General features: G+C 67.6%; 20 protein-coding genes and 1 pseudogene. 8 read left to right on the top strand and 13 right to left on the bottom strand.

The genetic code is table 11. The features are described from left to right. From ACGFIA_RS15620 to ACGFIA_RS15590, 7 genes are all read right to left on the bottom strand, one after another. The gene (locus ACGFIA_RS15620) at positions 1–870 is read right to left on the bottom strand and encodes a carbohydrate ABC transporter permease (RefSeq protein WP_357472930.1); all 870 of its coding nucleotides are present in this window, start codon (positions 868–870) and stop codon (positions 1–3) included. Then, positions 867–1,820, bottom strand: coding sequence for a sugar ABC transporter permease (locus tag ACGFIA_RS15615; RefSeq protein ID WP_357473014.1), 954 nt, complete (start codon positions 1,818–1,820; stop codon positions 867–869). Before ACGFIA_RS15615 ends, ACGFIA_RS15620 begins: the two co-directional genes overlap by 4 nt. Positions 1,821–1,891: 71 nt before the next feature. Beyond that, on the bottom strand, positions 1,892–3,151 hold the full coding sequence (locus ACGFIA_RS15610) for an ABC transporter substrate-binding protein (RefSeq protein WP_357472927.1): 1,260 nt from the start codon (positions 3,149–3,151) through the stop codon (positions 1,892–1,894). A gap of 411 nt (positions 3,152–3,562) precedes the next feature. Beyond that, on the bottom strand, positions 3,563–3,835 hold the full coding sequence (locus ACGFIA_RS15605) for a hypothetical protein (protein WP_357472924.1): 273 nt from the start codon (positions 3,833–3,835) through the stop codon (positions 3,563–3,565). A 253-nt stretch (positions 3,836–4,088) separates the two neighbouring features. Further along, the gene (locus ACGFIA_RS15600; protein WP_357384721.1) at positions 4,089–4,553 is read right to left on the bottom strand and encodes a hypothetical protein; all 465 of its coding nucleotides are present in this window, start codon (positions 4,551–4,553) and stop codon (positions 4,089–4,091) included. A gap of 144 nt (positions 4,554–4,697) precedes the next feature. After that, positions 4,698–5,687: a helix-turn-helix domain-containing protein gene (locus ACGFIA_RS15595; protein ID WP_357472921.1), complete on the bottom strand. Its 990-nt coding sequence runs from the start codon at positions 5,685–5,687 to the stop codon at positions 4,698–4,700. A 443-nt stretch (positions 5,688–6,130) separates the two neighbouring features. Beyond that, on the bottom strand, positions 6,131–7,456 hold the full coding sequence (locus tag ACGFIA_RS15590) for a polysaccharide pyruvyl transferase family protein (protein ID WP_357384717.1): 1,326 nt from the start codon (positions 7,454–7,456) through the stop codon (positions 6,131–6,133). An 83-nt stretch (positions 7,457–7,539) separates the two neighbouring features. On the opposite strand from ACGFIA_RS15590, the gene ACGFIA_RS15585 reads away from it, so the two are divergent. From ACGFIA_RS15585 to ACGFIA_RS15570, 4 genes are all read left to right on the top strand, one after another. Continuing rightward, positions 7,540–8,523 (top strand): ankyrin repeat domain-containing protein, encoded by a 984-nt coding sequence (locus tag ACGFIA_RS15585; RefSeq protein WP_357472917.1) that lies wholly within the window; start codon positions 7,540–7,542, stop codon positions 8,521–8,523. Between the two features lie 312 nt (positions 8,524–8,835). Next, positions 8,836–9,954 (top strand): acyltransferase, encoded by a 1,119-nt coding sequence (locus tag ACGFIA_RS15580; RefSeq protein ID WP_357384712.1) that lies wholly within the window; start codon positions 8,836–8,838, stop codon positions 9,952–9,954. A gap of 35 nt (positions 9,955–9,989) precedes the next feature. Next, entirely contained in the window at positions 9,990–10,559 is a 570-nt protein-coding gene (locus ACGFIA_RS15575) for an RNA polymerase sigma factor (RefSeq protein ID WP_357384710.1), read from the top strand. Then, the gene (locus tag ACGFIA_RS15570) at positions 10,556–11,338 is read left to right on the top strand and encodes a hypothetical protein (RefSeq protein ID WP_357472914.1); all 783 of its coding nucleotides are present in this window, start codon (positions 10,556–10,558) and stop codon (positions 11,336–11,338) included. The genes ACGFIA_RS15575 and ACGFIA_RS15570 overlap by 4 nt, the downstream gene beginning before the upstream one ends. A gap of 239 nt (positions 11,339–11,577) precedes the next feature. On the opposite strand, the gene ACGFIA_RS15565 is transcribed toward ACGFIA_RS15570, so the two are convergent. Continuing rightward, positions 11,578–12,285: a DUF899 family protein gene (locus ACGFIA_RS15565; protein ID WP_357384706.1), complete on the bottom strand. Its 708-nt coding sequence runs from the start codon at positions 12,283–12,285 to the stop codon at positions 11,578–11,580. A gap of 136 nt (positions 12,286–12,421) precedes the next feature. Between ACGFIA_RS15565 and ACGFIA_RS15560 the strand changes: the two genes are divergently transcribed. Next, positions 12,422–13,342 (top strand): RNA polymerase subunit sigma-70, encoded by a 921-nt coding sequence (locus ACGFIA_RS15560; protein ID WP_357384704.1) that lies wholly within the window; start codon positions 12,422–12,424, stop codon positions 13,340–13,342. 87 nt (positions 13,343–13,429) lie between these two features. Here ACGFIA_RS15560 and ACGFIA_RS15555 read toward each other — a convergent pair whose 3' ends face one another. Then, a complete protein-coding gene (locus ACGFIA_RS15555; protein WP_357481184.1) occupies positions 13,430–14,104 on the bottom strand; it encodes a GNAT family protein in 675 nt (224 codons plus the stop codon). A gap of 634 nt (positions 14,105–14,738) precedes the next feature. On the opposite strand from ACGFIA_RS15555, the gene ACGFIA_RS15550 reads away from it, so the two are divergent. Together ACGFIA_RS15550 and ACGFIA_RS15545 are read left to right on the top strand one after the other, a co-directional pair. Beyond that, on the top strand, positions 14,739–16,454 hold the full coding sequence (locus tag ACGFIA_RS15550; RefSeq protein WP_393260519.1) for a hypothetical protein: 1,716 nt from the start codon (positions 14,739–14,741) through the stop codon (positions 16,452–16,454). Further along, a complete protein-coding gene (locus ACGFIA_RS15545; RefSeq protein ID WP_357472905.1) occupies positions 16,451–19,129 on the top strand; it encodes a hypothetical protein in 2,679 nt (892 codons plus the stop codon). Before ACGFIA_RS15550 ends, ACGFIA_RS15545 begins: the two co-directional genes overlap by 4 nt. Before the next feature lie 396 nt (positions 19,130–19,525). Here the strand turns inward: ACGFIA_RS15545 and ACGFIA_RS15540 are convergent, their stop codons facing one another. Further along, positions 19,526–20,245 carry a DUF998 domain-containing protein gene (locus tag ACGFIA_RS15540; protein WP_357384696.1) on the bottom strand — a complete coding sequence of 240 codons (720 nt, stop codon included), beginning with the start codon at positions 20,243–20,245 and terminating at the stop codon, positions 19,526–19,528. A gap of 118 nt (positions 20,246–20,363) precedes the next feature. Between ACGFIA_RS15540 and ACGFIA_RS15535 the strand changes: the two genes are divergently transcribed. Next, a complete protein-coding gene (locus ACGFIA_RS15535) occupies positions 20,364–20,966 on the top strand; it encodes a helix-turn-helix domain-containing protein (protein ID WP_357384694.1) in 603 nt (200 codons plus the stop codon). 418 nt (positions 20,967–21,384) lie between these two features. On the opposite strand, the gene ACGFIA_RS15530 is transcribed toward ACGFIA_RS15535, so the two are convergent. The 3 genes and pseudogenes from ACGFIA_RS15530 to ACGFIA_RS15520 all read right to left on the bottom strand — a co-directional run bounded on the left by ACGFIA_RS15530 (position 21,385) and on the right by ACGFIA_RS15520 (position 24,560). After that, on the bottom strand, positions 21,385–22,929 hold the full coding sequence (locus ACGFIA_RS15530) for a long-chain fatty acid--CoA ligase (RefSeq protein ID WP_357472902.1): 1,545 nt from the start codon (positions 22,927–22,929) through the stop codon (positions 21,385–21,387). After that, a pseudogene (locus ACGFIA_RS15525) lies at positions 22,926–23,391 on the bottom strand (MaoC family dehydratase). The gene ACGFIA_RS15530 and the pseudogene ACGFIA_RS15525 overlap by 4 nt, the downstream one beginning before the upstream one ends. Next, on the bottom strand, positions 23,388–24,560 hold the full coding sequence (locus ACGFIA_RS15520; protein WP_116507000.1) for an acyl-CoA dehydrogenase family protein: 1,173 nt from the start codon (positions 24,558–24,560) through the stop codon (positions 23,388–23,390). The pseudogene ACGFIA_RS15525 and the gene ACGFIA_RS15520 overlap by 4 nt, the downstream one beginning before the upstream one ends. Positions 24,561–24,581: the final 21 nt, after the last annotated feature.

Raw genomic sequence — 24,581 nt, 5'->3', positions numbered from 1 at the left:
TCACCCCTTGAACGCGCCTTCCATGATTCCCTGCACCAGCCGGCGTCCGACGAAGACGAACAACACCAGCAGCGGAATGGTGGCCAGGAAGGAGCCGGACATGGCCAGGCCCAGATCGATGTCCCGGTTCTGCTGCAGCGCCTTGATGGCGATCTGGACGGTGTAGTTCTCCGGCGACTTCAGGACGATGAACGGCCACAGGAAGTCGTTCCAGGCGTAGACGAACGCGAACAGACCCAGCACGTACGCCGCTGGGCGGACCAGTGGGAAGGCTATCCGCCAGAAGATCTGCCAGGTGGTCGCGCCGTCCACCCGCGCCGCCTGCATCAGCTCGTCGTCGATGGTGCTGCCGATGTGCTGGCGCATCCAGAAGATGCCGAACGCGCTGACCAGCCCGGGAACGATCACCGCCTGGAGGCTGTCCACCCAGTTCAGCTCCGACATGATCAGGTACTGCGGCACCACCGCGAGCTGCGCCGGCACCGTCATGGTCAGCACGACGATGAGGAACAGCGTGTTGCGGCCCGGGAAGGACAGCTTGGCGAAGGCGAAGCCGGCCAGCGCGCAGAGCACCGCCTGGCCGACGGCGATCGTGGTGGCGACGATGACGCTGTTGAGCAGGGACTGCACGAACGGCACGATGGTGAAGACGAGCTCCGCCAGGCGCAGGAAGTTGCCGCCGGGAGTGAGCGTCGGTGGGAGGGTCGTCGCGGTGGCGGAGTCCGTCGTCGCCACCACGAACATCCAGTAGAGCGGGAAGACGCTGACGAGCGCCATGAGCGTGAGCAGCACGTACACCGGGATCGGGACGCGGTTGGCCTGGCGCCGCCGGGCCCGCGTGGGCGCGGCGGTCGGGGGTGCGGGCTTCATGGGCGCTCCGAACGGATGCGGGTGGTCAGCAGATAGTTGAGTCCGGAGAACACCACCACGATGACGAAGAGGGCGACGCCGACCGCCGCGCCGTAGCCGAAGTGGAACTGTCCGAAGGACTGCTCGTAGAGGTAGAGGGTGACGGTCTGGCACTGCCGTGCCGCCCCGCACGTGAGGCCGCCCACCGGGTTGACCAGCAACGGCTCGGTGAAGACCTGCAACCCGCCGATGGTCGACGTCACGACGGTGAACGCGATGATCGGCCGCAGCGAGGGAATGCTGATGTGCAGGAACTGCTTCCAGCCGTTCGCACCGTCGGCGGCGGCGGCCTCGTACAGTTCCCGGGGAACCGCCTGAAGCGCGGCGAGGTACAGCAGCGTGTTGTATCCGGTCCAGCGCCAGGCGATCATCGTGGCGATCATGACGTGGCTGCCCCACAGCGAGGCGGTGAAGTCGATGTGGTCGAAGCCCAGCAGCCCGAGGAACCAGTTGATCATGCCGTAGTCCCTGTCGAACATCTGGGCGAACACGATGGTCGTGGCCGCCACCGAGGTGACGTAGGGAACGAGCACCGACATCCGGAACAGGGCGGCCAGCCGCAGCCGCGCGTGGTTGAGCAGGTGCGCCAGGCCGAGCGCCAGGAGCAACTGCGGCACCGTCGACAGCACCCAGATGCTGAACGTGTTCCGCAGCGCACCCCAGAAACGCGGGTCGTGCACGAGTTCGGAGAAGTTGTCCAGCCCCACGAAACGGTGCTCGCCGATGGGATCCCAGTCGAACAGCGAGATGTAGAAGGTGAACAGCAACGGGAAGAGACCGAAGATCAGGAACAGCACGAAGAACGGCGAGATGTACGCATACGGCGCCAGGAACTCCCGTACGCCCTGCCGGATCCGCCGGTTGCGAACGGGGCCCCGGATGTCCGGTGGGGCGGTGGCCGGGCCGAGCATGGTGGTCAAAGCGTCACCCTTCCGATGGGCGGCGGCCGGACGGTGCCCGGCCGCCGCGCATCAGCCCTCCGTCATTCGCGTACGGCGTTCTTGACGTTCTTCAGCGCGGTGTCCCAGGCGTTCGCCGGATTCACCTTGCCCTGCTCGACGCTGGTGAGCGTGTTGAGGAACTCGGTGCCGACGGGGCCGTCCTGCGGGCCGAAGTAGAAGGGCTTGATCCCCACCACCGACTGGGTGTAGATCTTGCCGATCGGCGCGTTGCTGAAGAACGGGTCGGTCTTCCCGACCAGCTGCGGATCCGTGTAGACCGACGGCGTGGTGGGCAGCGACCCCTGCATCAGGAAGTGGTCCAGCTGGCCCTTCGGCGACTGCATCTCGGAGATGTAGTTCCACGCCGCCTTCGCGTTCTTGGCGCGCTTGGGGATGGCGAGGAAGCTGCCGCCCCAGTTCCCCGAGCCACCGGGAATGGTGGCGATGTCCCACTTCCCGTTCGTCTCGGGGGCGTTCGTCTTCATCTGGCTGAGCATCCAGGACGGTGAGCACACCACCGCGTAGTCGCCCTTCTTCATCGCCGCGGTCCAGCCGGAGGAGAACGACCCCTGCTTGGCGGAGATGCCCGCGCTGAAGGCCTTCAGCGTCACGTCGAACGCCGCCTTGACCTGCTCGTTGTCGTAGTCGAGCTTGCGGTCGGCGCTGTAGTAGCGCTGGCTGCCCTGGTTGACCGCCTGGAAGAAGACGCTGGTCGGCGTGTTGTCCACGAACGGCTTCCCGGTCTTCTGCACGTACTGCCTACCGACGTTGATGAACTCGTCCCACGTCGGCCAGAGCTTGGCGACCGCCTCCCGGTCGGTGGGCAGGCCGGCCGCCTTGAACAGATCCGTACGGTAGGCCACCGCCAGGCCGCCGACATCAGTCGGCACACCGATGATCTTGTTGTCCTCGGTCGTCGACTGCGCCATCACCCAGTCGAGGTAGTTGCCCTTGATGTCGTTCGCGCCCAGCGTGGTGAGGTCGACGAAGTTGTCCGGGGACTGCATGAACTTCGGCAGGTCGTCGGCCTGGATCAGCACCAGGTCGGGCACCTTGCCACCGGCCAGCGCGGCGGTGAGCGCCTGTGCGGTCTCGGTCGTGGTGCCCACCTCGGTGAGCTTGACGCGCACGTCGGGGTGCGCCTTGGTGTAGACGTCGACGTCGGCCTTCTGGTTGATGTTGGCAAACGACCAGAACTCGAAGGTCTTCGAGTCGGACTTGCCGTCTGATCCCCCACAGCCGGCGAGGAGGAGCGCGATGGCGGCGACGACGGCGACGGTGGTGGTCCGGACGCGTTTCAACGGCCCTCCAACGGGGTGATCGTGAGCGGCGATGGTGGGGTGGCGGGATCTCGCCGCCTCCGAAACTTATCGAGATATTTACATGCCATGATTTTGTGCGCTGAGGCTACTAAGTGCCCCGCCGTCCGTCAACAGGCGCGCTGCCAGCGAGAGCGCCGGACGGCAGGGTGGAATCCTGATCGGCACAGCGCCGAAAGTTTCGGAGCAAGGGGCGTGACTCCGCGCGAAGGACACCGGCGGCCCTCGCCTCCGCTCCCGGACAGCGGCGTCACGCCGACGGCGGCGCCGCGAACGGGAGCACGGAAGTGCGGACGCCGCGGAAGACGCGCGGAGCCGGTCCTCCCACCCGTGGCGGGATCCTGACGAACGGCGCCACCGGACTGCCCCGGAAAGCCGCCGCAGCGCGATGGTCTACCGACTGCGGGTCGCCCGCGTTCGCCGGTCGTCGAGGCGGGCGTCGTCCGCCGCCATCGGCTGGATCAGCACCGGCGCGAGGTGCACGGTGTCGCCGTCCGTGGCGGCGTCGACAATGCCCTGCAGGAACTCGAAGAACTGTGTGGGCGCCCACGGGACGGTACTCAGCTGCGCGGCACTGCTTGCTCGCGCCGTCGATACTCGCTCTGGGCCGGCCCCGGTGTCTGCGCCTCCCGGCCGGATAATCGATCGCCCGGTGTACGCCGACATGCCACGAAGGGCACGTCGCCGCACCCGAACGCGACGGCTACCGACCGCTCCCCCACCCGGCCGGGCTCCGGACCTCATGGCCCGGAGCCCGGCAGGTGGATGGTCGTGCTGAGCGACTGCCGCGGCGAATCTCACCGACGGGATGCCGCAGCCCTCGGGAAGCTCGGCGAGAGGGCGACGGAGGCGGGCCGGAGACGATCCACAGCCGCGTGATGTCGTGGGTGACCAGCGGGCCGATGCCCGTTCCGGCCCCCTAGAAGAGGGTTGCCTTGGCGCACGACGAGACCGCACCCGCACTGTTGATCCTGCAGCTGTAGATCTGCACGTCGCGAACGTCCTTGAAGGTCCAGCTGTGATACACAGTGTCGTAAGCCCCGGTGGTCACCTTGATCGGGTTGGCAGTCGAGTAAACCCATGAACTGCCGTTCCACTTGTAGTAGGTCAGGTGCAGCGCCGCACCGTAACCATCCGGGCAGAGATCACGCTCCCATGCGTCGAAGCCACCTGCGAATGCCTGGTAGCCACCTTTGACGCCGCCATTCGCGTAGTAGGTGTAGGTGCCCCCCGCCTTGGTCGTCATATCACAGCCGCGGCCCGAATCAGCTGGCCCGTTGGCGTAGAAGTTCAACGTGGTGGCGGCGCTGGCCGGAGTGGCGAATGCCATGACTGCCGTCGCCGTTGCGCAAGCCATCAGGGCCGTCCTCTTGATGAATCTCATGAGCGCGTGAAACCTCCATGCTCCAGCGATCGCGGAAAGACGGGGGTTGAGTCCCCGTATCGCGCTACGTGGGTGCGCGAGTCGACCTGCAAGCCATTCTGGACGCCACGAGTCAGGATGGCGTTAGCGCAGAGCGCACGCCGCTTAGCTCTCGATGCCGACCAGGCTGCGCGAAACCATCCCCCGATACTCGCTGGGCGTCATGTCGTAGGAGAGCCGAAATGTCCGGGTGAAATCGGCCGGTCGCGGAAAGCCCCAGCGCAGCGCGATCGCGTGGATCGGACGGTCTCGCAGCCGGGGATCGGCGAGATCGCGGCGGCAACGGGCCAGTCGTTCACGACGGATCCAGGCAGAGACGGTCAAGTCCTGCTGCCGGAAGAGTTGGTGGAGGTGGCGGACCGAGATCTGGTGCGCGGCGGCGATGGTCACCGGGGACAGCTCCGGATCACCGAGGTGCTGTTGGATGAAGGCGTGAATGCGCAGCATGAGAGCGTTCTGAGGGCTCTCGGACGGCAGTCCGCATCCAGCGCCGAGTTCCCGGGCGAGTGTGATGGACAGCAGATCGAGGAAGACCGTGGCCAGCCGAGGGGAGTCCGCAGGCTCGTAGTCGCGTGCACCCCTGACCAGTCCGAACAGGAACTGTGCGACCAGACCTCCGGTTCCGACTCTCCCGGACAAGCGCGCGCCGAGCAGTTGCTCGACGTTGCGCGTGGGCAGCAGCGCTCTGGGGAACTGTGCCACCACCGTGCGAGCCGCCACCGGATTCGCGGCGGTCACGTGCGCCTCGTATGGATGTGACGTGTCGTAGAGCACGAGGTCGTCCGGCCCCGCAACGCTTTCCCGGCCGCGTTGGGCGATCCCTTGCCTGCCCCCAAGGATCATCCCGAGGCTGAGATACCCGGGGTCGCTCTGCCGGATCATTCTCGGCGTACGCCGACACCGCAACGAGGGATACGTCATGGCGACGATCTGGACCGCGCCCAGGTCGAGATGCTGCATCGTTGCCCGAAAGTCCTGGTGCGGGATCTCGGTGGCTACGTCCGAGGCCGCGAGCGATCGCATCGTCATCTCGTGCCAGCGGTCGAATCGCTCGTCGACCGGGAAGTCCCTGCTGTCGAACAACGTCTGGATCATCGTCATCACCCCTTCGAACAGGACAGCAAGAGACCAGGGCGACTACATAGGTCCCGCGACTTACTGGGAAGTACAGCACACCGTGAGTACTGCACCGCATGCGTCGAGAGGGTCGACGAGCATCGATGCCAAAACGTGGTCGGCGGTGATCTTCAGCTCCTGACGTGCTGGCGTTCGTCACCGCTGGTGACGTAAGGAAACAGCGGTGCTGCTCGCTCTGGAGTGAGGGCTGGCTGCCCGGTCGCCGCACGTTCTCGTACACGAACGGTCGCGGTGGGCCGGACGGGCCGAAGCGTACGAGCGCAGCTTCGCCAAGCTCTGCGCGTACCCGGCGGAAGCGCTGCTGGACGCGGCGGGGTGCGGGCCGGACGGCGGGTGATCGACGTCGGCGCCGGGCCGGACACCGTCGCCGGTTGCTCCGCTGCCGACCAGGCGTACGACGGTCAGCGCGACAGCATCCGGCGGACCCGACCGCCCACCGCCTGCTTGACCCGGTCGCGCAGTGGCTGCGCGCCGAGCGCCTTGAGCTTCTGCCGCAGCGCCTGGTTCTCGTCCCGAAGCCACCGCATGCGCGCCAGCAGTTCCTCGGCGGTGTAGGCGGAGGCCGGCCGGACCGCCTGCGGGTAGACGGTTTGGCGGACCTGCTCGTCGAAACGGGTGGCGCTGTCCCCGTCGGCGAACGAAAGGCCGAGGTCGTGCTTGGCGAGGAACGCGGTGATCCGGGCGAAGCGCTCCTTGTGGCCCTCGTTCAGGGCCGTGTAGTCGGCTTCCTCGTAGAGTTGGGCGGCGTCGATGTCGGCCGGCACATCGCGCATCAACCGGTGCGGGATGTCGAAGTAGCGGGCCAGTTCCAGGGTGCGCGAGTCGTGCGCGAGGAGATACCCGGGAGTGCCGGCGAGCAGCGCCGCGATCGTGCCGTGGATCCGGGTGCCGAAGGCGAAGTCGAATCCGGAGAGGTACTCCATCCAGGGCCACGGGTCCACGAACATCCGCACCTTGTCCTCGACGAAGAGCGGATGTGAGGTGTAGATCGGCATGTCGTCGGTCTTGCCGAGCAACTTCGGCGCGTCGCCGTAGAGCAGGGTGCCGAGGGCGTACAGGCCCTGCGCCAGGTAGCGCAGGTTCGGGTAACGCTGGTGGTGGTGCGCGACGATCGGGGCCAGCGCGCGGACGTACGGCGAGATGACGAACGCGAGCCGATCCTGGGTGCTCAGGGTCGCCTTCGCCTTCTCGACCCGGAGGCTGTCGCCGTGCAGGAACATCGACGGGCAGCCGATCTGCTCGACGGCGGAGAAACCCAGCGTACGCAGGTAGTTTTCGCTGATCTCGCCGCGTACGCCGATGCTGTGCGATCGGTCCAGCACCGCCCGGCAGAAGGCCTTCACCGGCTCGTCGATCGGGCGCAGGTATTCCAGGTCGCCGTCCACGTCGGTCTGCGCCCCGACCCCGAGCACCACCACCGGGATCTTGAGCCGCTCGATCAGCCGCGTCATCGACGTCAGCCGGTTCACGTAGTCGTGGCGAAACGCGTTCGCCAGCGGAATCACGAAGGCGTCGTACTTCTCGTTGATCTCGTCGGCATCGCGCGGGTCCGCCCGGAACCGCGACGGGGTGATCTCCGCCGCCGAGGTGGCCAGCAGCTTGTGCGCGGCGTGGCTGAAGACCAGGTTGCCGCTGTTCTTGCCGATCCAGTCCCGCTCGTAGGTCTCCTCTGCGGTGACGACGTCGAACGGGCCCTTGCGGGCTCGCAGCAGGATCCGCTGGTGCATCCGGGGTGTCCACCCTTCGTCTCGGACGCCACGGCGCCCGGCGAGGCCGAAGCGGCGCGACCGGCCGAGCACGGCCCTGTTCCGTGCAGAAGCAGAAATCCTACCGCTCCATGCCGAACCGGATCCCGCCTGCCCGGCACCTGACATCCGCCCGTGCTGAGCGCGTCCAGCTCTCGGTGGAGCGTCTGGGCGAGCGAGCCGTGGCGCTCGACCTGGACGCCAACGGCAGCCTTCTCGCCACCGCGATCGCCGCCACCCGACACCGACCGCAGGCCGCAGCGTTGGAGGTCTTGCGCTACCTGCTGGAACTCGGTGCCAAGCCCGCGCCTGGCGAGGAGAGCCCGATCGTCCAGGCGGTGCTGGGATCGGCCGCACCTGCCACGATCCGCATGCTGCTCGGCCATGGCGCTGATCCGAACTCGCGGCGCTCCGACGGCACCCCAGCGCTCATCCTCGCCGCTCGGCGCGGTGACCACGCCGCCGTTGACGTGCTTCTCACCGCAGGCGCTGATCCGAACGCGGTCGATGGCTACGGGCACACCGCGCTGATGCACGCCATCGAACGCAACGAGCGGGCCGTGAGCAGCGTGCTGCTGTTGGCCGGCGCTGACCATGCGGGCGCGCTCGAGATCGCACGGGGCTGGCAGCGGCAGAACGTTCAGTTCCGACTCGGCGAGATGAGCGTTGGCCTGGACGACGTACCGATCGCCCGTACGACCGTGCGGCTGCATCCCACCGGGTACGAGCTGCGCGGCGATCCGGCAGAGTTCCGCCGCTGGGGGCAGCTCGTCGAGTGTGTGGCGGAGGAGTTGGGCGATGACGAGTGGGAAGCGCGGACCGGTACTCCGTACGCGCTGGCCCGGACCGTCGCCCACCGACTCGTCGACGATCCGGCCAAGTCGCCCACAGCGTCATGGCACCGCATCGAGCTGAACAGTGCAGAGCTGGCAACGGTACGGCAGGCATTCGTGGAGCTCGCCTACGCGGTCCGTGCCACGCTGCCGGACGGCGTCGGGCAGGAGTACGTCCATGACGCGCTCGACGAACTCGATGCCCAGTTGCCCTGACTCGCGTCCGTCCCCCGAGCTGGACGTGCAGCCGCAGCCGACCCTTGCGAGAGCATCCTCCCCGCGGCGCCCACGTCCGCGTTGCCGGCGGTAGAACACCTCGACCGCGTTCCATTCGTCGCCTGCGGTCAGGGCCAGGAGTTCGGCGTCGTCCTGAGCGGTCATTCCTACCTATCGCAGCGGGACAGCGTCAGGCTCGCGATACTGGCCCGCTTCGTCAGAGGACAGTGACGGTGATCACCTGTAGCACTTGGCGCGGTGCTGCACATGTCTGTCCTGGGCGCAGTCGTGTGTCCAGGACAGGAGCAGAGTATGACGACGACCGCGTTGCTCGACCGTGCGCCGACGCCGTCGCCCGTCAGCGGCCCTCCCGGGCGGGCGCCACGGTTGTACGTGCTGGACGGGTTGCGGCTGATCTGTGCTCTTGCGGTGGCCGGATACCACTTCGGCGACTCGTGGAGGTTGGACGGGGTGCGCCCGCCGGCATACTTCCTGCCGGACGCGGCACCGGTGCTGATCTATGGCTTCCTCGGAGTCGAGACGTTCTTTCTGATCAGCGGATTTGTGATCCTCATGAGCGGCTGGGGGCGTACCGTTCGCGAGTTCGCTGCCTCCCGCGCCGCGCGACTCTATCCGGCGTTCTGGGTGTGTGTGGTGACCACGACAGCCGTAACGGCAGTGCTGCCGATCAGCGGCGGGCTGCCTTTCCCACCTCCGCCGGACGGGTGGGGCGTGCTGGTCAACCTGACCATGCTGGCGGAGCCCCTCAACACGCCGCTTGTCGACACCGTGTACTGGACCCTCTGGATCGAGCTTCGGTTCTATCTGATCGCGGCGTGCATTCTTGCGGCCAAGCTGACCGACCGGGGAGCAAAAATATTCAGTGCCGTGTGGCTGGCCGCCGCCGTGATCATGCCCGTTTTCCGGGGTGCCGCCCTGGACGAGGTAGTGATGTCCAATTTCGCGCCGTACTTCATCGCCGGAATCACCCTGTTCCTGCTTCGCCGCAACCGAGCCGATCGATGGCTGTGGGTGCTGTTACTCGCCACATGGCTGGTCAGCCTGCAGCGCGTGCACGGGCGGACCCTGGAGTTGAAGCCCGGCTTCGAGGTAGCCGTCTGGCCGGCACCGGTACTGCTCACCGGGGTTTACCTTTTGATGCTCATCATCGCGCTCGGCTACACCGACCGGGTAAAACTGCGCTGGCTGGCCACCGCGGGTGCACTCAGCTACCCCTTCTACCTCTTGCACCCGCGCATTGGATACAGCGTGATCCGCAACGTGTACGAGGAAACCAACCTCCCCGCGTCGATACTGATCGGCGGCACCGTGCTTGGGCTGCTGGCGGCAGCCTGGCTCGTCCATCGCTTCGTCGAGCGCCCACTCGCACCCCTGATCCGCGGCTTTGTATCGGACCGGCGACGACAATGACCACCAGACGCAACGCGCCGAACACGAGGACGAGTGTGGATCAAACGACCGCGGATGCCGATTCCGCCTTCCGCGAGCTGTTCGAGGCCGCGTATGACGATTTGCTGCTCTTCGTCGAACGCCGTGCACACCTCGCCGTTGCCGAAGACGTGGTCGCCGAGACGTTCTTGACAGCGTGGCGCCGCTTGGACGAAGTACCGAAACCACTCGGCGAGGCCCGCGCCTGGCTGTTCACCGTCGCCCGCAACGTTCTGCACAATCGGCAGCGCAGCGACCAGCGGCAGCAGAGCCTCGCGCTTCGCGTCCTACGGGAACCCGATGCTCCGAGCAGCGCCGAGGCCGACCTCGCGGCTACCCGCATCGACCTGGTGAAGGCTTGGCAGCGCCTGTCATCCGCCGATCAGGAAGTGCTGACGCTGACCGCGATCGAAGACCTCACCGGGCCGCAGGCAGCACGCGTACTGGGCATTTCCCGGCCCGCGTTCAGTCTGCGCCTGCTGCGCGCCCGCCGCCGCCTGCGTCAGCATCTTGGTCAGCGGCCGAACAGCGAACCCACAAACGTCCCTGCACCGGCTGGCCCTTCACGACGCGGAGGCTCCGCATGACCCACGACGATGTCCTCGACCAGATAATCCGCTCCGCCGCGGTCCAGGTGCCCGCACGCGTCGGGCAGGAACCCGCGCGAGAACTGCTCGAGCGGATCGTCGCCACTGATCGGCGGCCACGCCCAGGACCAGCGCGCACACCGCACCGTCGGCCCCGCCTGGCGATCGCCGGCGCGGCCGGAGCGCTCGTCGCCGCTGTCGCCTTCACCCTGACACTTGTCAACGCTGGTCCCGCGTTTGCGTCGTGGACGCCCGAGCCGAGCCCGATCTCGGATGCCGAGGCACGCGACCTCGCCAGCAAATGCCTGCCTGCCCAGGACGCGAGCGTCGCAAGGGTGGTCATCGGCGAAAAACGCGGCGAGTACGCATACGTGAACGCCGTGTCGCCGGCTGGAAGCCAGACGTGCTTCCGCGATCGCAATGGAGACGTGACGAATACCAGCATCCTTACCGTGCTGACCAGCACCGAGCGGCTCGGCGCCGGGGGTGTCGAGATGTACTCGTGGGGTCAACTACGCACCGACGAAGGCTACGTCCGGATCATGGCGGGACATGTCGGCTCACAGGTGACGAGCGTGGAGATCAACTTGCGGACCAAGGATGGCGCTTCGTCACGGACGGCGCGGGCAACCGTTCGCGACGGTTACTTCGGCGCCTGGTACCCCGAGGGCCTCGACGAGTCGAGCAGCAACACCACCACACTGACCGTCCGCCTCGCAGACGGCAGCGCGGTGAACCTGTCCGCCCGCGAACTGTACGAACAACCGAAGCTGGACTGAGAGGGCGATTCGGCAGGCCTCGGTCGGACTGCCGACGACGATTGCCACCGCCAAAGCCAGGAGCAGCAGCGTGCCCGCGTGCTGCACAACCGGTGCGGCGTCAAGGGTCACCGCGACCACGACAGCCACTGTCGCACGCAAGCATTCGGGCTCTGCGGAAAGCGTCCGCCCGCGGCACGACGCAGCAGCAGGCTGACACCGCGGCCGACCCGAGCATGATCGCCTCGATCATCAGGACGTCATCGCGGTGCGACGCCGGGGCGTGACCATTGCGCGGTGGGACGGCCGTCGAGACGCCAGGGGTGCCCGGTGACCCGCGGCCAGCCTTCGGGCGAGTTTTCCCAGTTCTCCTGCCGGCCGTACACCGTGAGGTCCAGGGCGTGGTAGGTCGTCATCAACGCCTCGACGCCCCGCCCGGTGGTCCAGTAGGTCTCGAAGACCTTGTCGCCGTCGCGCAGGTAGCACGCGATGAACCCGAAGTCACGACCGTCGGCAAGAGCCGGGTCGGAGTCTTTCGCCGAATACCAGGGAAACCTATAGCCCATGAACTCCGCGAACGGGGCACTTTCGTCGTACGGACCCTCGCAGAACACGGCGTAGGTGACGTCCCGAGCGTGCAGGTAGTCCAACATCTGCATGTGACAGGTCGAGAAGGTGCATCCCTCACACTGATGCTCGTACGGCTTGCCGTCGTGCCACATGTGGAAGTAGGCGATGAGCATTCGGCGGCCCTCGAACACCTCCACCAGCGGGATGTCCCCTCCAGGGCCCCGCACCGTCACCGTCGGCACCAAGGTCATCGACAGCTGACGACGAGCGGCTGCGATCGCGTCTCCTTCGCGGGTATGGGCCTTCTCCCGGACCAGCAGTTCGTCGCGCTCGCGCAGCCAGGTCTCCCGGTCGACGACCGAGGGCGCGGCGGCGCTGGCCGCGGGGGTTGCCGTCATGGCTGCCTCCTTCGTGGAGTGGGGATCGGTCACAGTTACAGACGACCGAGTCGGCGATCGTCATCGGTGACCGATGACGGATGCGTTCGCGGTCGTCAGTACGGTTGTGAGGACCACTCAGACCCGGGGAAACCACATGTCCGGCTCGCCTGATGAGCAGGCGGTCTGGCTGCAGCGCGCCTTCGACGAGCACTGGCGTGAGCTACACGTCCACTGCTACCGCCTCGCCGGGAACGTCACCGACGCGGACGACCTGGTGCAGGAGACCTTCCTGCGTGCCTGGCGGGCTCGCGACCGCTTCGAGGGTCGGGCGTCGGCGCGCACCTGGTTCTACCGGATCGCCACGAACGTCTTCCTCGACAGCCGCAAGGCGGCCAGTCACCGGACGGTACCGTACGGTGACCCGCTGGAGTGGTCCACCGAGCTCGGTCCCTATCCCGACGCCCTGCTGGGCGGCGATCCGCAGACCGGTCTCGCCGCCCGGGAGACTGTCGAACTGGCCGTGATCGCAGCGCTCATGTACCTACCGCCGCGGCAGCGGGCGGCCTTCGTGCTGCGCGACGTCTACGGCTGGACGCCGCAGGAGATCGCCGCCGCGCTCGACACCGCCGTAGCGGCCGTCAACAGCCTCCTCCAGCGGGCCCGCCACACCCTCCGGCGGCGCGCTCCGTCGGATCCGAAGGACTGGCGCCGCCCGCAGCTCACCAGTAAGGACGAAGAGATCCTGCGCCGCTACGCCAACGCGAAGGACCCGGAGACGATCCGGGCACTGCTCGCCGAGGACGTACGGATCACGATGCCGCCCGAGCCGCCAGTCGTCGGGATCGACGCGGCCGCGGAGTTCCTCGGCCGACCGCTCGACTGGCGTACGTTCCTCACCTCGGCCAACGGGCGCCCGGCACTGATCAACTATCTCCGCCGGCCCGGCAGCCCGCACTACGAGGCGTTGGTCGTCGACGTACTCCGGATCGAGAACGGGAGGATCGTAGAGAGCAACGCCTTCATCGGTGCCCGTCACGTCGCCGCCTTCAGCATGCCCGCCACGCTCGAGCCCTAGACGAGTAGGTCTCAAGCCAAGTGGCCGAGTCTGCGCTGGTAGTGGCTACGCAGCCCGACGGACGTGCGGCCACACGGGCAGCGGCCATCACCGGGATGCGGCCGGCTTGACGTCCATCAGCTCAAGCATCTCGTCGCTGAGTCCGTGGATCGCGATGTCGTCACGCCGGCTCTCCCACCGTTCGCGGTCGAGCACCAGGTTGATCTGCTCCTGGCGGACACCCTCGAAAGCCCGGATTGTGGTGCCGTTCGACTGATAGCCAAGCGACCACGAGACTCCCAGCGACGGCGCGTTGGTGGACCAGGCGGCGGACTCGGCGCGCTCCGCTCCCAGCCCGGCGAACGCGAGATGCAGGATGGCGCCCCGCATCTCCTTGCCGTAACCACGCCGCTGGAACCGCCGCGCGATCCATGACCCCGTCGAGACGGTCTTGGTGATCCCGAAGCCCTGCGCGCCGATCTCCTGCACCCCGACGCACGCGCCATCGACCTTCACAGCCATTACCAGGTTCCATCTGCTCGGCCGCCAGTCCGCCAGGGATGCCCAGTAGTACCGCAGAAACGACCACTCGGCTTGGGGAGACGGTCCCGACTCCCATCCCGCCACGGGCGAACGCGTCAGAAAGCGGTTCTGCGGATCGTAGATGCCAGCTGCCGCATGGATCGCCAGTTCGGCGAGCTCGTCCTCACCCGGCACAGCCAGCTCAAGCACGGACGTCGTCACCCGCAGACGGCGCACGGGCCAGATCTCGGCCAATGTCATCCGAGCATCATGCCCCGTCCTGCCGTCTGCCGTTGCCCGAAGATGTCGGCTGGTGCGTTTCTCAGCCTGGCTAACATCGCGGCTGGTTGGGGCTGGGTCCTGGTTGACGCCGATCTTCGTCTGATGACCTCCGCCCCGCAGGGGATCGACGGCCGGCTCGATGCATGCCGGTGAAGGTCGGCACCCACGGCCGGACATGCCTGTGTGGCGCCGCATCCTCACCAGATCACCCTAGGACATTGCTGTCAGCCTCGCGGACCAGTTGGTTCGCTTTCATTTGCTGCTCCGCGCTTACCGATGCTGGCGGTTACGCAGTATTCTGCTCGGACGACAGGCAACCGCAGTCCTCAGTGGAAATGTCGTACCCGGCTCACCGGACAGGAGAACGGCATGGAAGCCTTCCGGGCGGTGGCTGGACGAGTACCATACGTTCCGGCTAGACGATCGGTCGTGGTTTTCGACCGCGATAGTGCGGCTTCGCTTAGGGCGGTGTCCACCGCGTATGCCACGCCGACACGGCTCAGAGCTGGATTACGGCTTGGTGCGGGTCCGCGCTCGGCACACGCCGGGTTACCGGCAGGCCATGGGATGGCGGAGCCCCGGCTTCGTTCCGGCTGTCAGCACCTGCCGGCGTATGACGTCCGAGGGTGAGCTGACGGGGCCGTTCTGGGCGGCGCGGGCCTATTCGCGCGGCTCGGGGCAGGACCATCTCGGGCTCGGTTCGGTTAGTTCTGATCGGCTGCTGACGCGGCTGTCGCCGGGCGTCAACGTGCTGACCGCCCACCCACGGTACTGGTCGTTCTACGCGTTCCTGTTGGACGAGTTTTGGGCGCGGGATCTGCCGCGCCACCGGAGCGCCTTCCGGGCGTTCTATCGCCCCCGGGAGGCGTTGTACTCCGTTGCCTGCCAGCTTTGTGAGCAGCCTGAGCACGAGACCCTGACGAGCGGCATCGTCGGGTCCAGGCGCACATACGGTGTGATCGGTCAGGAGGAGTTCGATCCGGGGTTCGACTACATCAAGGAGCCACTCGGCGGATACGGGCTCTACTACCGCACGGTGATGGAGACGATGGGCTTGGTCGTGCTGACCGATCCGGGTACTGGGGTGGTGTTCGACGCTCCGACGCCGTTGGGCCGGTCGGTGGCGGCCGGGTATCGCGCTGCAGTCGACGGAACCCGATTCTACCGGGACTACTTCGCGGACTGCGATGCCGCTGTCCCGCGGGAGGTTCTCACGGAGTTCGCAGCCGCCGGCTGCCTGTGCCAGCTGCGCACGGCCGCCACCGCCGACCTACCGTTACTTCAAGACGTGTTCCTGCACCACGGCGAGCCCGAGGAAGCTGAGCGGCGGCGCGCCACCTTTCGCTTCATTCTCGACTTCTGCCGGACAGCTCCGGCGGAGGCGGTAAGCCAGGACCGCTTTCGCCAGCTTGTCTACTTCCGGCAATTGGACGGCCAGCCGTACGTACCGCTGCCGGGAGTGCTCATCACCGCCCGACGGTGGCGCATCTACCAGGCGCGCGAGTATTTTGCATTTGCCTTCAATCGGCTGTGGGCGTGGGTGGCACGCCGTGGGCTGGAGCTGTCCGACGACGGTCTGAGCCTGGTTCCCCTGAGTAAACTCTGGGCGATCATTACTGAAGAACTCGACGACAACAGCTTTTGCGGCGACCTGCCCGATCCTGGAATCGGGGCCGACATGCCGGGCGCGGCCTTCGCCGAGTGGCTCACGGGGCACGTCGATGTGGCGCCAGGAGTCGACGATCTGTGGCCTCGACACGAGGAGTTCGACGAGCACAGCCTCTACGACTGGTGCGCCAACGCCGAGGACGACGCCGAAACGCTGATCGCGATGCTGGGAATCCTGCTGCTCGTTCACCGCAGACTCGGCGCCCCCGGGCGGCAGGCCGACCTGGGTGACGACGCCGATTTGCTTACCGAGGGTGGCGGCCAGCGCATCGGCATGAGCCGCTTCTACGAGTTGCTACGCAAGCGGCTCATGGCAAACCAGACGATCGCCGAACTCCTCCAATGGATCATCATCGACTTCGTGATTGTCCAGCATGAGCGGGTGGCCACGGCGAAGCTCTTCAGCAGCGGGGACACCTTTCGTTTCCGGCGGGTCGGTGACGCGCTGCGGTTCTTTCCCGCCGACGCGCCGGTCGGCTTCAACGACAGCCGGTTCTGGGCCCTGAGTACGATCGCTCACGAGCTCGGCCTCGTCTCCAGCCTGAGCTTGCCGCAGCGGCAGCTGACCCTCGCCGGGTCGGCCCTCCTGACCGACGGCGACCTCCCAGCTGGCGCGGCGCAGAAGGCGGCGGCGCGGTTCCACCGGGAGAACGCGCGGTGAGTGTCGTGCCCCCGTTCATCGTCCCGGAGCAGGTCCAGGGTGCGTGGACGAACCTGATCGTGCTGACCTACTCGGCACACCTGGACTTCTTCGAGACCCATCTGCTTCGGCAGTTGAGCCGAGTGCCGAACCGGATAGTGCTGGCCGATGATCGGCGGCTGGCCGAGCAGTTCGCCACTGCGGCACGATCCGGGCAGCGGCTCGGTCAGGCAAACCGAACCTATCTGGCCGCACCGGTCCGCAACCCGTGGGCAGCGCATGCGAAGGCGGTGTTGCTGACGACGTCCACAGCGGGCCGGTTGCTGGTCGGCTCGGGCAATCTGGGGCCAGACGGGTACGCCGAACCCGGTGAGCTGTGGCACCGCTACACCTATGACGACAGCATCGGTGAGCATGCCGACGTGTTCGCCGCGCTCCGGTCCTTGATCGACGGGATCGCGGCGTGGGGGTGGCTCGATCCCGCCGCAGTCGCCGGGCTGGGCCTGGCTTGGTCTTCCACTCCGTGGTTGATCCCTCAGCCAACTGCGCAGCAGCCGCTGCACCACAATCTCGATACTCCGCTGATCGAGGTGATCACCGCCGCGGTGGACGGTCCGGTCGAGTTGCTCACGGTGCACGCACCGTTCTACGACGAGGATGTGGCGGCGCTCGGGCAACTGCTGGACCGGCTACGACCCCGCCGTTTGCGGGTTCTGCTCACCCCGGACACGTCGGTCGATGGGGGGCGCCTCACCGCGTTGGCGACTCGCCCCGGCACGGCGGTGTCGCTCGAGAGGGTCCACGTGACCGACGCTCCGACGGCCTTCCTGCACGCCAAGTTCATTCATGTGGTGGGCAGCAAGCAGGAGGTGTTGGTCACCGGTTCGGCAAACATGTCTCGACGGGCACTGCTGCTGACGGCCGCCACCGGCAACATCGAGCTGGCGGTGATTGAGACGCGGCCGCGCGGAGGGTTCGTTGGCCTCTACAAGCCGCTGACGATACAGCCGCTGCCTACCGCGGAATCGATCTCGTTGACCTTTCGGGGCGGCGGTGAGACACCATCGGCAGGTGCCGTGGCACTGCTCTACAGCGAGCTACAGGGCAACCTCCTGACGCTGGTGTTCAACGCAGCCCTGGGTTCGGGTATGCCGGACCTGGTCTTTCCGGACGGGACCGCGGTGCTCGCGCTGGCCGCCCAGGGTGACGGCACGAGTTTCCGGTTCCGGTTGGCTGACAGGGACGTCGATCGGCTCACGCATGGCGGGCGCATCGACGTCCGCCTGCCCGGCAGCGCCGGCACCGCCGATCCGGAGCCGACGTGGCCCTACCACGTGGACTCGCTGCGTGGTCGGATGGAGCGAAGCGGAGACGACAATCATCTGCTGTCCTCGACGGGGACCTTGCCCCGCGACGACAGTGACCTGTTCCAGCTCCTCAGACAGCTGGAGCAGACGCTGATCTTCGATCCCGAGACCGCTTGGAAGGTGGCAGGGACCAAGACGGGAACCGAAGCCGGGGACGGGGGTGACGGGGAGCGGCTGCGGTGGGAGGAAATCGACTGGGACCGGCTCTACCGGCACCCCCGCTATCGGGGCTACCAACGGAGCCGAGGGCCCGATGGAGAGCCCGCATCGGACATCGAGGTCATCCTCAGCTCGATCGCCGCTCGCCTGGGCGGGGCTGCCGGGCCGTCCACTATGGGCGACCGTGACAACGACCTCGACGCCGGAGGCGAACCAGACGACGTCGAGCTGAAGGAGGAGCTCACGCGGCGCCTGAGCGTCTCTACCCGGACCCGCATGGCCTGCAACCGGCTCGCCATCCGATTCACTGCGGCATTGCAGAACAAAGCCTTTCAGGAGAAACTCGGCCCCACCCTGACGGTGCGCAACGCGGTCATCCTGGGCCACGTCCTGCGCGAGCTGCTGCACGGTGACGCTATCGACCCAGGACGGGCGATCATGGCGCAGCTCGCTACGTGGTCGTTTCTGTGGGGCCCGAAGAGTAACGTAGCCTCGCTCCCCGGAGAGGAGCGCGCAGCCGCCGAGCAGGTTCTCACCGGGGCGAAGGCTCGACAAACTATGCTTCGTGCCCTCTCCGAACTCGCCGCATATGACCTCGACGACGAGCTACGTTCGGCCGTACGCGATCAAGCTCAGGCACTGCTGCTGTCGCCGACGCTCGGCCTTGATCAACATCTGCTGAGGCTGACCGCATCAGACGCGCGGCAGGCCGCCGCTCTCGTCGCTAACCTGCGCTACGTCGCTGGGAACTACACGGGTCGCGAGATCGTAGAACTGATGAGTGCCAGTTGGGACATCCGAGCGGCGTCCGTGCGATGGGAGAGAACGATCGTGCGGCGACTTGCCGGCCAGGGATTCCCCGCACGCTCAAGCGAGGTTGATGTTCTTCGGGTGCAGGAACCGATCGCGGGCCTTACCGTCGACCGTGCGGCCACTGATCTGGCCTGCCTCGCCGCCCACCTGATCGTGGGCGGAACGGATCTCGACTACGTGCGCATCCGATTCGCCGAAGGACGCGACGTCGCTTACTGGGACGCCGCCACAGGCGAGGGCATCTGTTTCATAGCCGGTGAGGAGAAGGATCTCACCGAACTGCGGCCCGAGTTTCCAGAATGGTGGCGGCGCCTGGACGAACTCGAAGGCCGGGAAGTTGCCCCTGCGGCTGCCTGACGGCCTCGCGCCCGGTCACCGCCCTGCGGACAGCGGCGCCGGTGCTGTGGCGGATGCGGCCACGCCACCGGATTCCTCGGGCTCGGACCGGTGTACTTCAGTCCATTTCCGTGCATCGGACACCGCACACCACCATTCAAGCCAGGAACGAAGCCGGCCTTTATGAGTACCAGGTCCGCGACTGACGGGCCTGGTACGCCCATCACGCTCTCGATGGCCGCCCACGCCTGCCTTGCCGTGGCCCGATCCATTACCGCAAAAGGGAGCCGGCCCGGTGACGGCATGATGATCGGCTTCACCGCGCCGGGGATGGTCCGAAGGCGACGACGCCGCCAACACCAAGCCCGGATCTGCCACTACCGACGACGCGGCTCCCCCTGGACAACTGCCGCTGTATTAGAGCGCGGCGGTATCCCGCCGGTACCTGCGGCGACAGATGGAAACCCCTGCGGAGATGAGGCCGATGAGGATCGAGTAGACGGCGCAGCGTTCGACGAGGCCGACCAACACGTTGGCCCCTGAGCCGGCGACGGCGAGGAAAGCCACCGTGGAGACGAGTCCGAAGGCGCCGAGCATGACCATGGCCTTCCCGGGCTTCCTACCGATGCCGAGATCTCGGTACATGCGTCCGAGCACGATGATCAGAATGTTGCCGCCGACGATGGCGGCCATGGCACCCAGGCCGTGGAAGTCGACAGTGCCCTGCCGATCGGCTTCGCCGTCGCCGGGGAAGAGCGCCAGCACGACGCCGCCGGCGCCGACCAGGGTGGCCATGCCGAGCAGGACCCCCCGGCGCCAGCCTCGCAGGCCGTTGAGCAGGGCGACACCGATGAACACCAGGACTCCGAAGAGGGAGAAGCCGGTGTTCATGACCCACCAGAGGGGCGAATACACGTACTGGCCGAACGCGGTCAGCGGGCCGTGGACTCCGAGGTCGCTGATGTAGTGGTAGGTGTAGCTGTAGGGCGGACTCCGCCAGGCCGCGGCGGCGACGAACTCGAGCAGCAGGAAGATCGCTGCCGCTGCGGCGAGCGCTGCTCCGGCGGGCCGGCGCTGGCCGCTCCGTTGCGCCGCAGAGACGGTTGCCGTCGGCGTTGCCGTCACCAGTTGTGTCATGGCCGGGAGCCCTTCGGCGAGGTCGGCAGGGACGGACGCCCCTGGTATCACTGCAAAAGTGTAGTGGCACCAGTTTCGGTGTCAATACAATAATGGTCAGAGTTGTACGATGACGGGCATGGCAGGGGAGCTGAATCAAACTGGGCGGCGCGAGCGAAAGAAGGCCATGACCAGAGCCTCGATCCTGCTAGCTGCGCAGGAGCTGTTCCTCAAGCGCGGCTTCGACGCGGTGAGCGTGCGAGAGATCGCCGACCAGGCGGACGTCTCCCCCACCACTGTCTTCGCCCACTTTCCCCAGAAGGAGGCACTCCTCTTCCACGAGGAAGACGCGCAACGCGAGCGACTCGTCGCCGCCGTACGCGAGAGACCGGCCGGCCTCTCGATCTCGGAGGCGCTGAAGGCCTACTACCGCTCCGAGTTCGTCGCCATGTGGTCCGGCGAGGAGGCGCCGCTCCGCCGCCGCGTCATGTCGCTGATGGAAGCCACACCGGCCCTTCAGGAGTACGCCTCCCGGATGTGGCTCCGCCACGAGGACGCACTCGTCGCGGCCATCACCGAGGATCTCGGCCTGTCCCAGCCGAGCGACGACATCCGGGTCTACGCTCGTTTCGCCCTCCAGATCCAGCTACTCGTGACGAGTGACACCGATCCGATGCTCGACGCGGGATTCCGGATCCTCGATCAGGGCTGGAGTGAGCATGACCCGGCGCGTGGCAGGTAGCGTCCACGCCAGTGGACCAATGGAAACGTCACGGCCCGTCACGGTGACGGGCTTCCCGTTTCATTCCTGAACCACGTCACCAAAGAGTGCATTGAGCCGCCGCTTGAGGTCATCACCGACCCGTGACGTCGCCGAGCGCGGTCAGCAGGTGCCGGGCCGGCCCCCGCCCCTGACTGTGGCTCCCCGGCAGCTTTATAGATCGTGTACCGACCGGACTTGCGGCAGCCCGTCGGTACCTCGGGATCGAGGTCGGGGTTGGTGATCGGCTCAGTATTCGACGCCACCGCCGGGACCGCCCGCCGAGCACGACGACGGGCGACGCTCGCCGGCGCGACAGCCGGAGGAAGCGGCCCTCGATGCGCGGCGAGCGCGACGAGGGCCGCGGCCTGGGCGGGTGGCAGCGGACGGCGGGCGGTGGTCAGTCGGGCGGGGCCATCCGGCGACGCAGTTCCCGCTTGAGCACCTTGTGGCTCGGCCCGAGCGGCAGGTCGTCGACATACCGGACCTGCCGCGGGTACTTGTGCCGGCCCAGATGCTCCCGCGACCAGTCGATCATCTCCTGCTCGTCGGGCAGGCCCGGGCCGGCCGGGTCCGCCACCACCACCGCGCAGACCTCCTCGCCGTGACGAGGGTCGGGCACCCCGATCACCGCCACCTGGCCGACCGCCGGGTGCCCGGCAAGGACCTCCTCCACCTCGCGTGGGTAGACGTTGAAGCCACCCCGGATGATCATGTCCTTCTTCCGGTCGACGATGGTGATGAACCCGTCGGCGTCCTTGCGTCCCAGGTCACCGCTACGGAACCAGCCGTCCACCACCGCCTCCGCGGTCGCCTCGGGCCGCCCCAGGTAACCGGCGAAGACGTTGTGCCCCCGGATGACGATCTCGCCGAGCTCTCCGGTCGGCAGCAGCTCGATCCGCTCGTCCACCTCCGCGCGGGCGATCTCCACCTCCACGCCCCAGACCGGGTGCCCGATGGTCCCGGCGCGGGTGCCGAAGTGCGGCTGGTTGGTGGTGGCGGTGGGTGAGGTCTCGGAGAGCCCGTACCCTTCGAAGACCGTCGTCTGGAAGGCGGCGTGGAACCGTTCCAGCACGGCCACCGGCAGCGACGCCCCGCCGGAGACGCAGAGCCGCAGCCGGGGCAGGTCGTCCCGGTCCCGGGCGGCGTCGAGCAGCGCCACGTACATGGTGGGCACGCCGTGGAAGACGTCCACCCCCTCACGCAGCATCAGGTCGATGGCGGCCGGCCCGGTGAACCGGCTCAGCAGCACCAGCGTCGCGCCGATCCGGAAGGTGCCGTTCATCGCCACCGTCTGGCCGAAGCTGTGGAACAGCGGCAGGCAGCCGAGCACTACGTCCGTCCTGCGCGCGTCGTTGGCGTCGAAGACGTTCACGGTGGCGTTCATGACCAGGTTGAGGTGGGTGAGCACGGCGCCCTTGGGCACCCCGGTGGTGCCGCTGGTGTAGAGCACCACCGCCGGGTCCTCCGCCGACCGGGTGACGTACGACGGCAGCGGTGGCAGCGGGTGGCTCAGCTCCTCCAGGCGGGGCGCGACCGCGCCGGCGGCGGCCGGCCCGACGGTCACCAGCGGCACGCCGGCCGCCGCCGCGGCAGCGGCGCCCAGGGCGAGCTGGGAGCTGTGGCACACCAGCAGCTTCGTGCCGCTGTCGGTCAGCACGTGCGCCGCTTCGTCCACGGTCAGCAGCAGGTGCACCGGGACGAGCACCGCGCCGGCGGCGAGGGCCCCGTAGTAGACCCGGGGGAAGTCCACCACGTTCGGGGCCAGCAGGGCCACCTTGTCGCCGGGGCCGACCCCCCGCTCGCGCAGCCCGGCGGCGTAGCTGCGCGCCTCCAGCCACAGCTCGGCGTACGTCACCCGGGCGTCGCCGTCGACCACGGCGACGGTGTCGGCGTGCCGGCGGGCGGACTCGGCCAGCACCATGGCCAGCGACAGCGCGGTCATCGGGCCACGCCCCGCACCAGGCGGCTGACCGTCTCGGCGACGCAGACCGGCTTGCCACCGGCGTCGCTCTCGACGGTGACCGCGGTGACCACCTGCACGCCGCCGTCCACGGGTGAAACCTCGGCCAGGGTCGCGGTGGCGCGGACCGCGCTGCCGACCCGGAGCGGGGCCGGGAAGCGCACCCGGTTGAGGCCGTAGTTGACCCCCATGGCCCCCCCCCTCTACCCGGTAAAGGCCACCGGCCAGCGCCGGCAGCAGTGACAACGTGAGGTAGCCGTGCGCGATGGTGCCGCCGAACGGGCCAGCCGCGGCCCGTCGCGGGTCGATGTGGATCCACTGGCGGTCGTCGGTGGCGTCGGCGAACCGGTCGACCCGTTGCTGGTCGATCCGGAACCAGGGGCCGGGGCCCAGGGTCCCGCCGGTCGCCTCGGCCAACTCCTCGATGGACGCGAAGACCCTCATGCCAGGTGTCCTCCCAGCTTCGTGTAGCCGCGCAGCAGGTCGCGGGAGATGATCAGTCGCTGCATCTCGTCGGTGCCCTCGAAGATCCGGTAGAGCCGGACCTGCCGGTACCAGCGCTCGATCGGCAGCTCGCGGGTGTAGCCCATGCCGCCGTGGATCTGCAGGACGCGGTCGACCACCCGATTGACCATGCCCGCGCCGTAAAGCTTCGCCATCGAGGAGGCGTGCCGCGGGTCCATGCCCTGCTCGACGGTCCAGGCGGCGCGCAGGATGAGCCAGCGGGCCGCCTCCAGCTCGGTCTCCGAGTCGGCGATCATCCACTGGATGGCCTGGTTGGTGCCGATCTTCGCGCCGAAGGTCTCCCGGGTGTTGGCGTAGTCGATGGCCATCGACAACGCCCGCTCGGCGATGCCGACGGCGTGCGACGGGATAATGTAGCGGCCCTTGCCGATCCACTCCATACCGAGGCTGAAGCCCTGCCCGGGCTCGCCGAGGATGTTGCGCCCGGGCACCCGGACGTCGTCGAAGACCAGCGAGGCGGGGCCACCCTCGCCCATCGTCTGGATGAACTCCGAGCGCCAGCCCATCGACCGGTCCACCAGGAACGCGGTGGCGCCGCCGTGGCGGGCCCCCTTCTCCCGGTCGGTCACCGCGATCACGATGGCGAAGTCGGCGTCGTGACCGCCGGTGATGAAGGTCTTCTCGCCGTTGAGGATCCAGTCGTCGCCGTCGCGGCGGGCGCTGAGCTTGATGTTGGCCGCGTCGGAGCCGGCGCCGGGCTCGGTGATCGCGAAGCAGCTGCGCCGCTCCCCCTCGATGGTCGGGACCAGGTACTCGCGCTTCTGCTCGTCATTGGCGTGGAACAGGATGTTGTCCGCCTCGCCGCCGAACCGGAACGGCACGAACGAGCGGCCGAGTTCGGTCCAGATCAGGGACTGGGTGACGGCCGGCAGGTCCATGCCGCCGTACTCCTCCGGGGTGGCCAGCCCCCAGAACCCGAACTTGCGCGCCTTGAGCTGCAACTCGCGCAGCTCGCTGTGCTCCAGTCCGGGCCGGTGCGCCCGTTCCCGCCGCAGCAGCTCCTGCTCCAGCGGCATGACCTCCCTGGTGATGAAGTCGCGGGCGGTATCGCGGATCGCCCGCTCGGTGTCGGAAAGCGCGAAGTCCATGTCCCCTCCGGGTGCTGGTCC

This window comes from Micromonospora sp. NPDC049203, assembly GCF_043197215.1.
Lineage (GTDB): Bacteria > Actinomycetota > Actinomycetes > Mycobacteriales > Micromonosporaceae > Micromonospora.
Note: the sequence above shows the minus strand (reverse complement) of the source record. Positions and strands in the feature narration are given on the sequence as shown.

What these genes read in the sequence shown, in the direction of transcription:
- ACGFIA_RS15620 (WP_357472930.1), bottom strand. Translation starts at nt 870, where the DNA reads ATGAAGCCCGCACCCCCGACCGCCGCGCCCACGCGGGCCCGGCGGCGC.
- ACGFIA_RS15615 (WP_357473014.1), bottom strand. Translation starts at nt 1,820, where the DNA reads ATGCTCGGCCCGGCCACCGCCCCACCGGACATCCGGGGCCCCGTTCGC.
- ACGFIA_RS15605 (WP_357472924.1), bottom strand. Translation starts at nt 3,835, where the DNA reads ATGTCGGCGTACACCGGGCGATCGATTATCCGGCCGGGAGGCGCAGAC.
- ACGFIA_RS15600 (WP_357384721.1), bottom strand. Translation starts at nt 4,553, where the DNA reads ATGAGATTCATCAAGAGGACGGCCCTGATGGCTTGCGCAACGGCGACG.
- ACGFIA_RS15595 (WP_357472921.1), bottom strand. Translation starts at nt 5,687, where the DNA reads ATGATCCAGACGTTGTTCGACAGCAGGGACTTCCCGGTCGACGAGCGA.
- ACGFIA_RS15590 (WP_357384717.1), bottom strand. Translation starts at nt 7,456, where the DNA reads ATGCACCAGCGGATCCTGCTGCGAGCCCGCAAGGGCCCGTTCGACGTC.
- ACGFIA_RS15580 (WP_357384712.1), top strand. Translation starts at nt 8,836, where the DNA reads ATGACGACGACCGCGTTGCTCGACCGTGCGCCGACGCCGTCGCCCGTC.
- ACGFIA_RS15570 (WP_357472914.1), top strand. Translation starts at nt 10,556, where the DNA reads ATGACCCACGACGATGTCCTCGACCAGATAATCCGCTCCGCCGCGGTC.
- ACGFIA_RS15565 (WP_357384706.1), bottom strand. Translation starts at nt 12,285, where the DNA reads ATGACGGCAACCCCCGCGGCCAGCGCCGCCGCGCCCTCGGTCGTCGAC.
- ACGFIA_RS15560 (WP_357384704.1), top strand. Translation starts at nt 12,422, where the DNA reads ATGTCCGGCTCGCCTGATGAGCAGGCGGTCTGGCTGCAGCGCGCCTTC.
- ACGFIA_RS15555 (WP_357481184.1), bottom strand. Translation starts at nt 14,104, where the DNA reads ATGACATTGGCCGAGATCTGGCCCGTGCGCCGTCTGCGGGTGACGACG.
- ACGFIA_RS15550 (WP_393260519.1), top strand. Translation starts at nt 14,739, where the DNA reads ATGACGTCCGAGGGTGAGCTGACGGGGCCGTTCTGGGCGGCGCGGGCC.
- ACGFIA_RS15540 (WP_357384696.1), bottom strand. Translation starts at nt 20,245, where the DNA reads ATGACACAACTGGTGACGGCAACGCCGACGGCAACCGTCTCTGCGGCG.
- ACGFIA_RS15535 (WP_357384694.1), top strand. Translation starts at nt 20,364, where the DNA reads ATGGCAGGGGAGCTGAATCAAACTGGGCGGCGCGAGCGAAAGAAGGCC.
- ACGFIA_RS15530 (WP_357472902.1), bottom strand. Translation starts at nt 22,929, where the DNA reads ATGACCGCGCTGTCGCTGGCCATGGTGCTGGCCGAGTCCGCCCGCCGG.
- ACGFIA_RS15520 (WP_116507000.1), bottom strand. Translation starts at nt 24,560, where the DNA reads ATGGACTTCGCGCTTTCCGACACCGAGCGGGCGATCCGCGATACCGCC.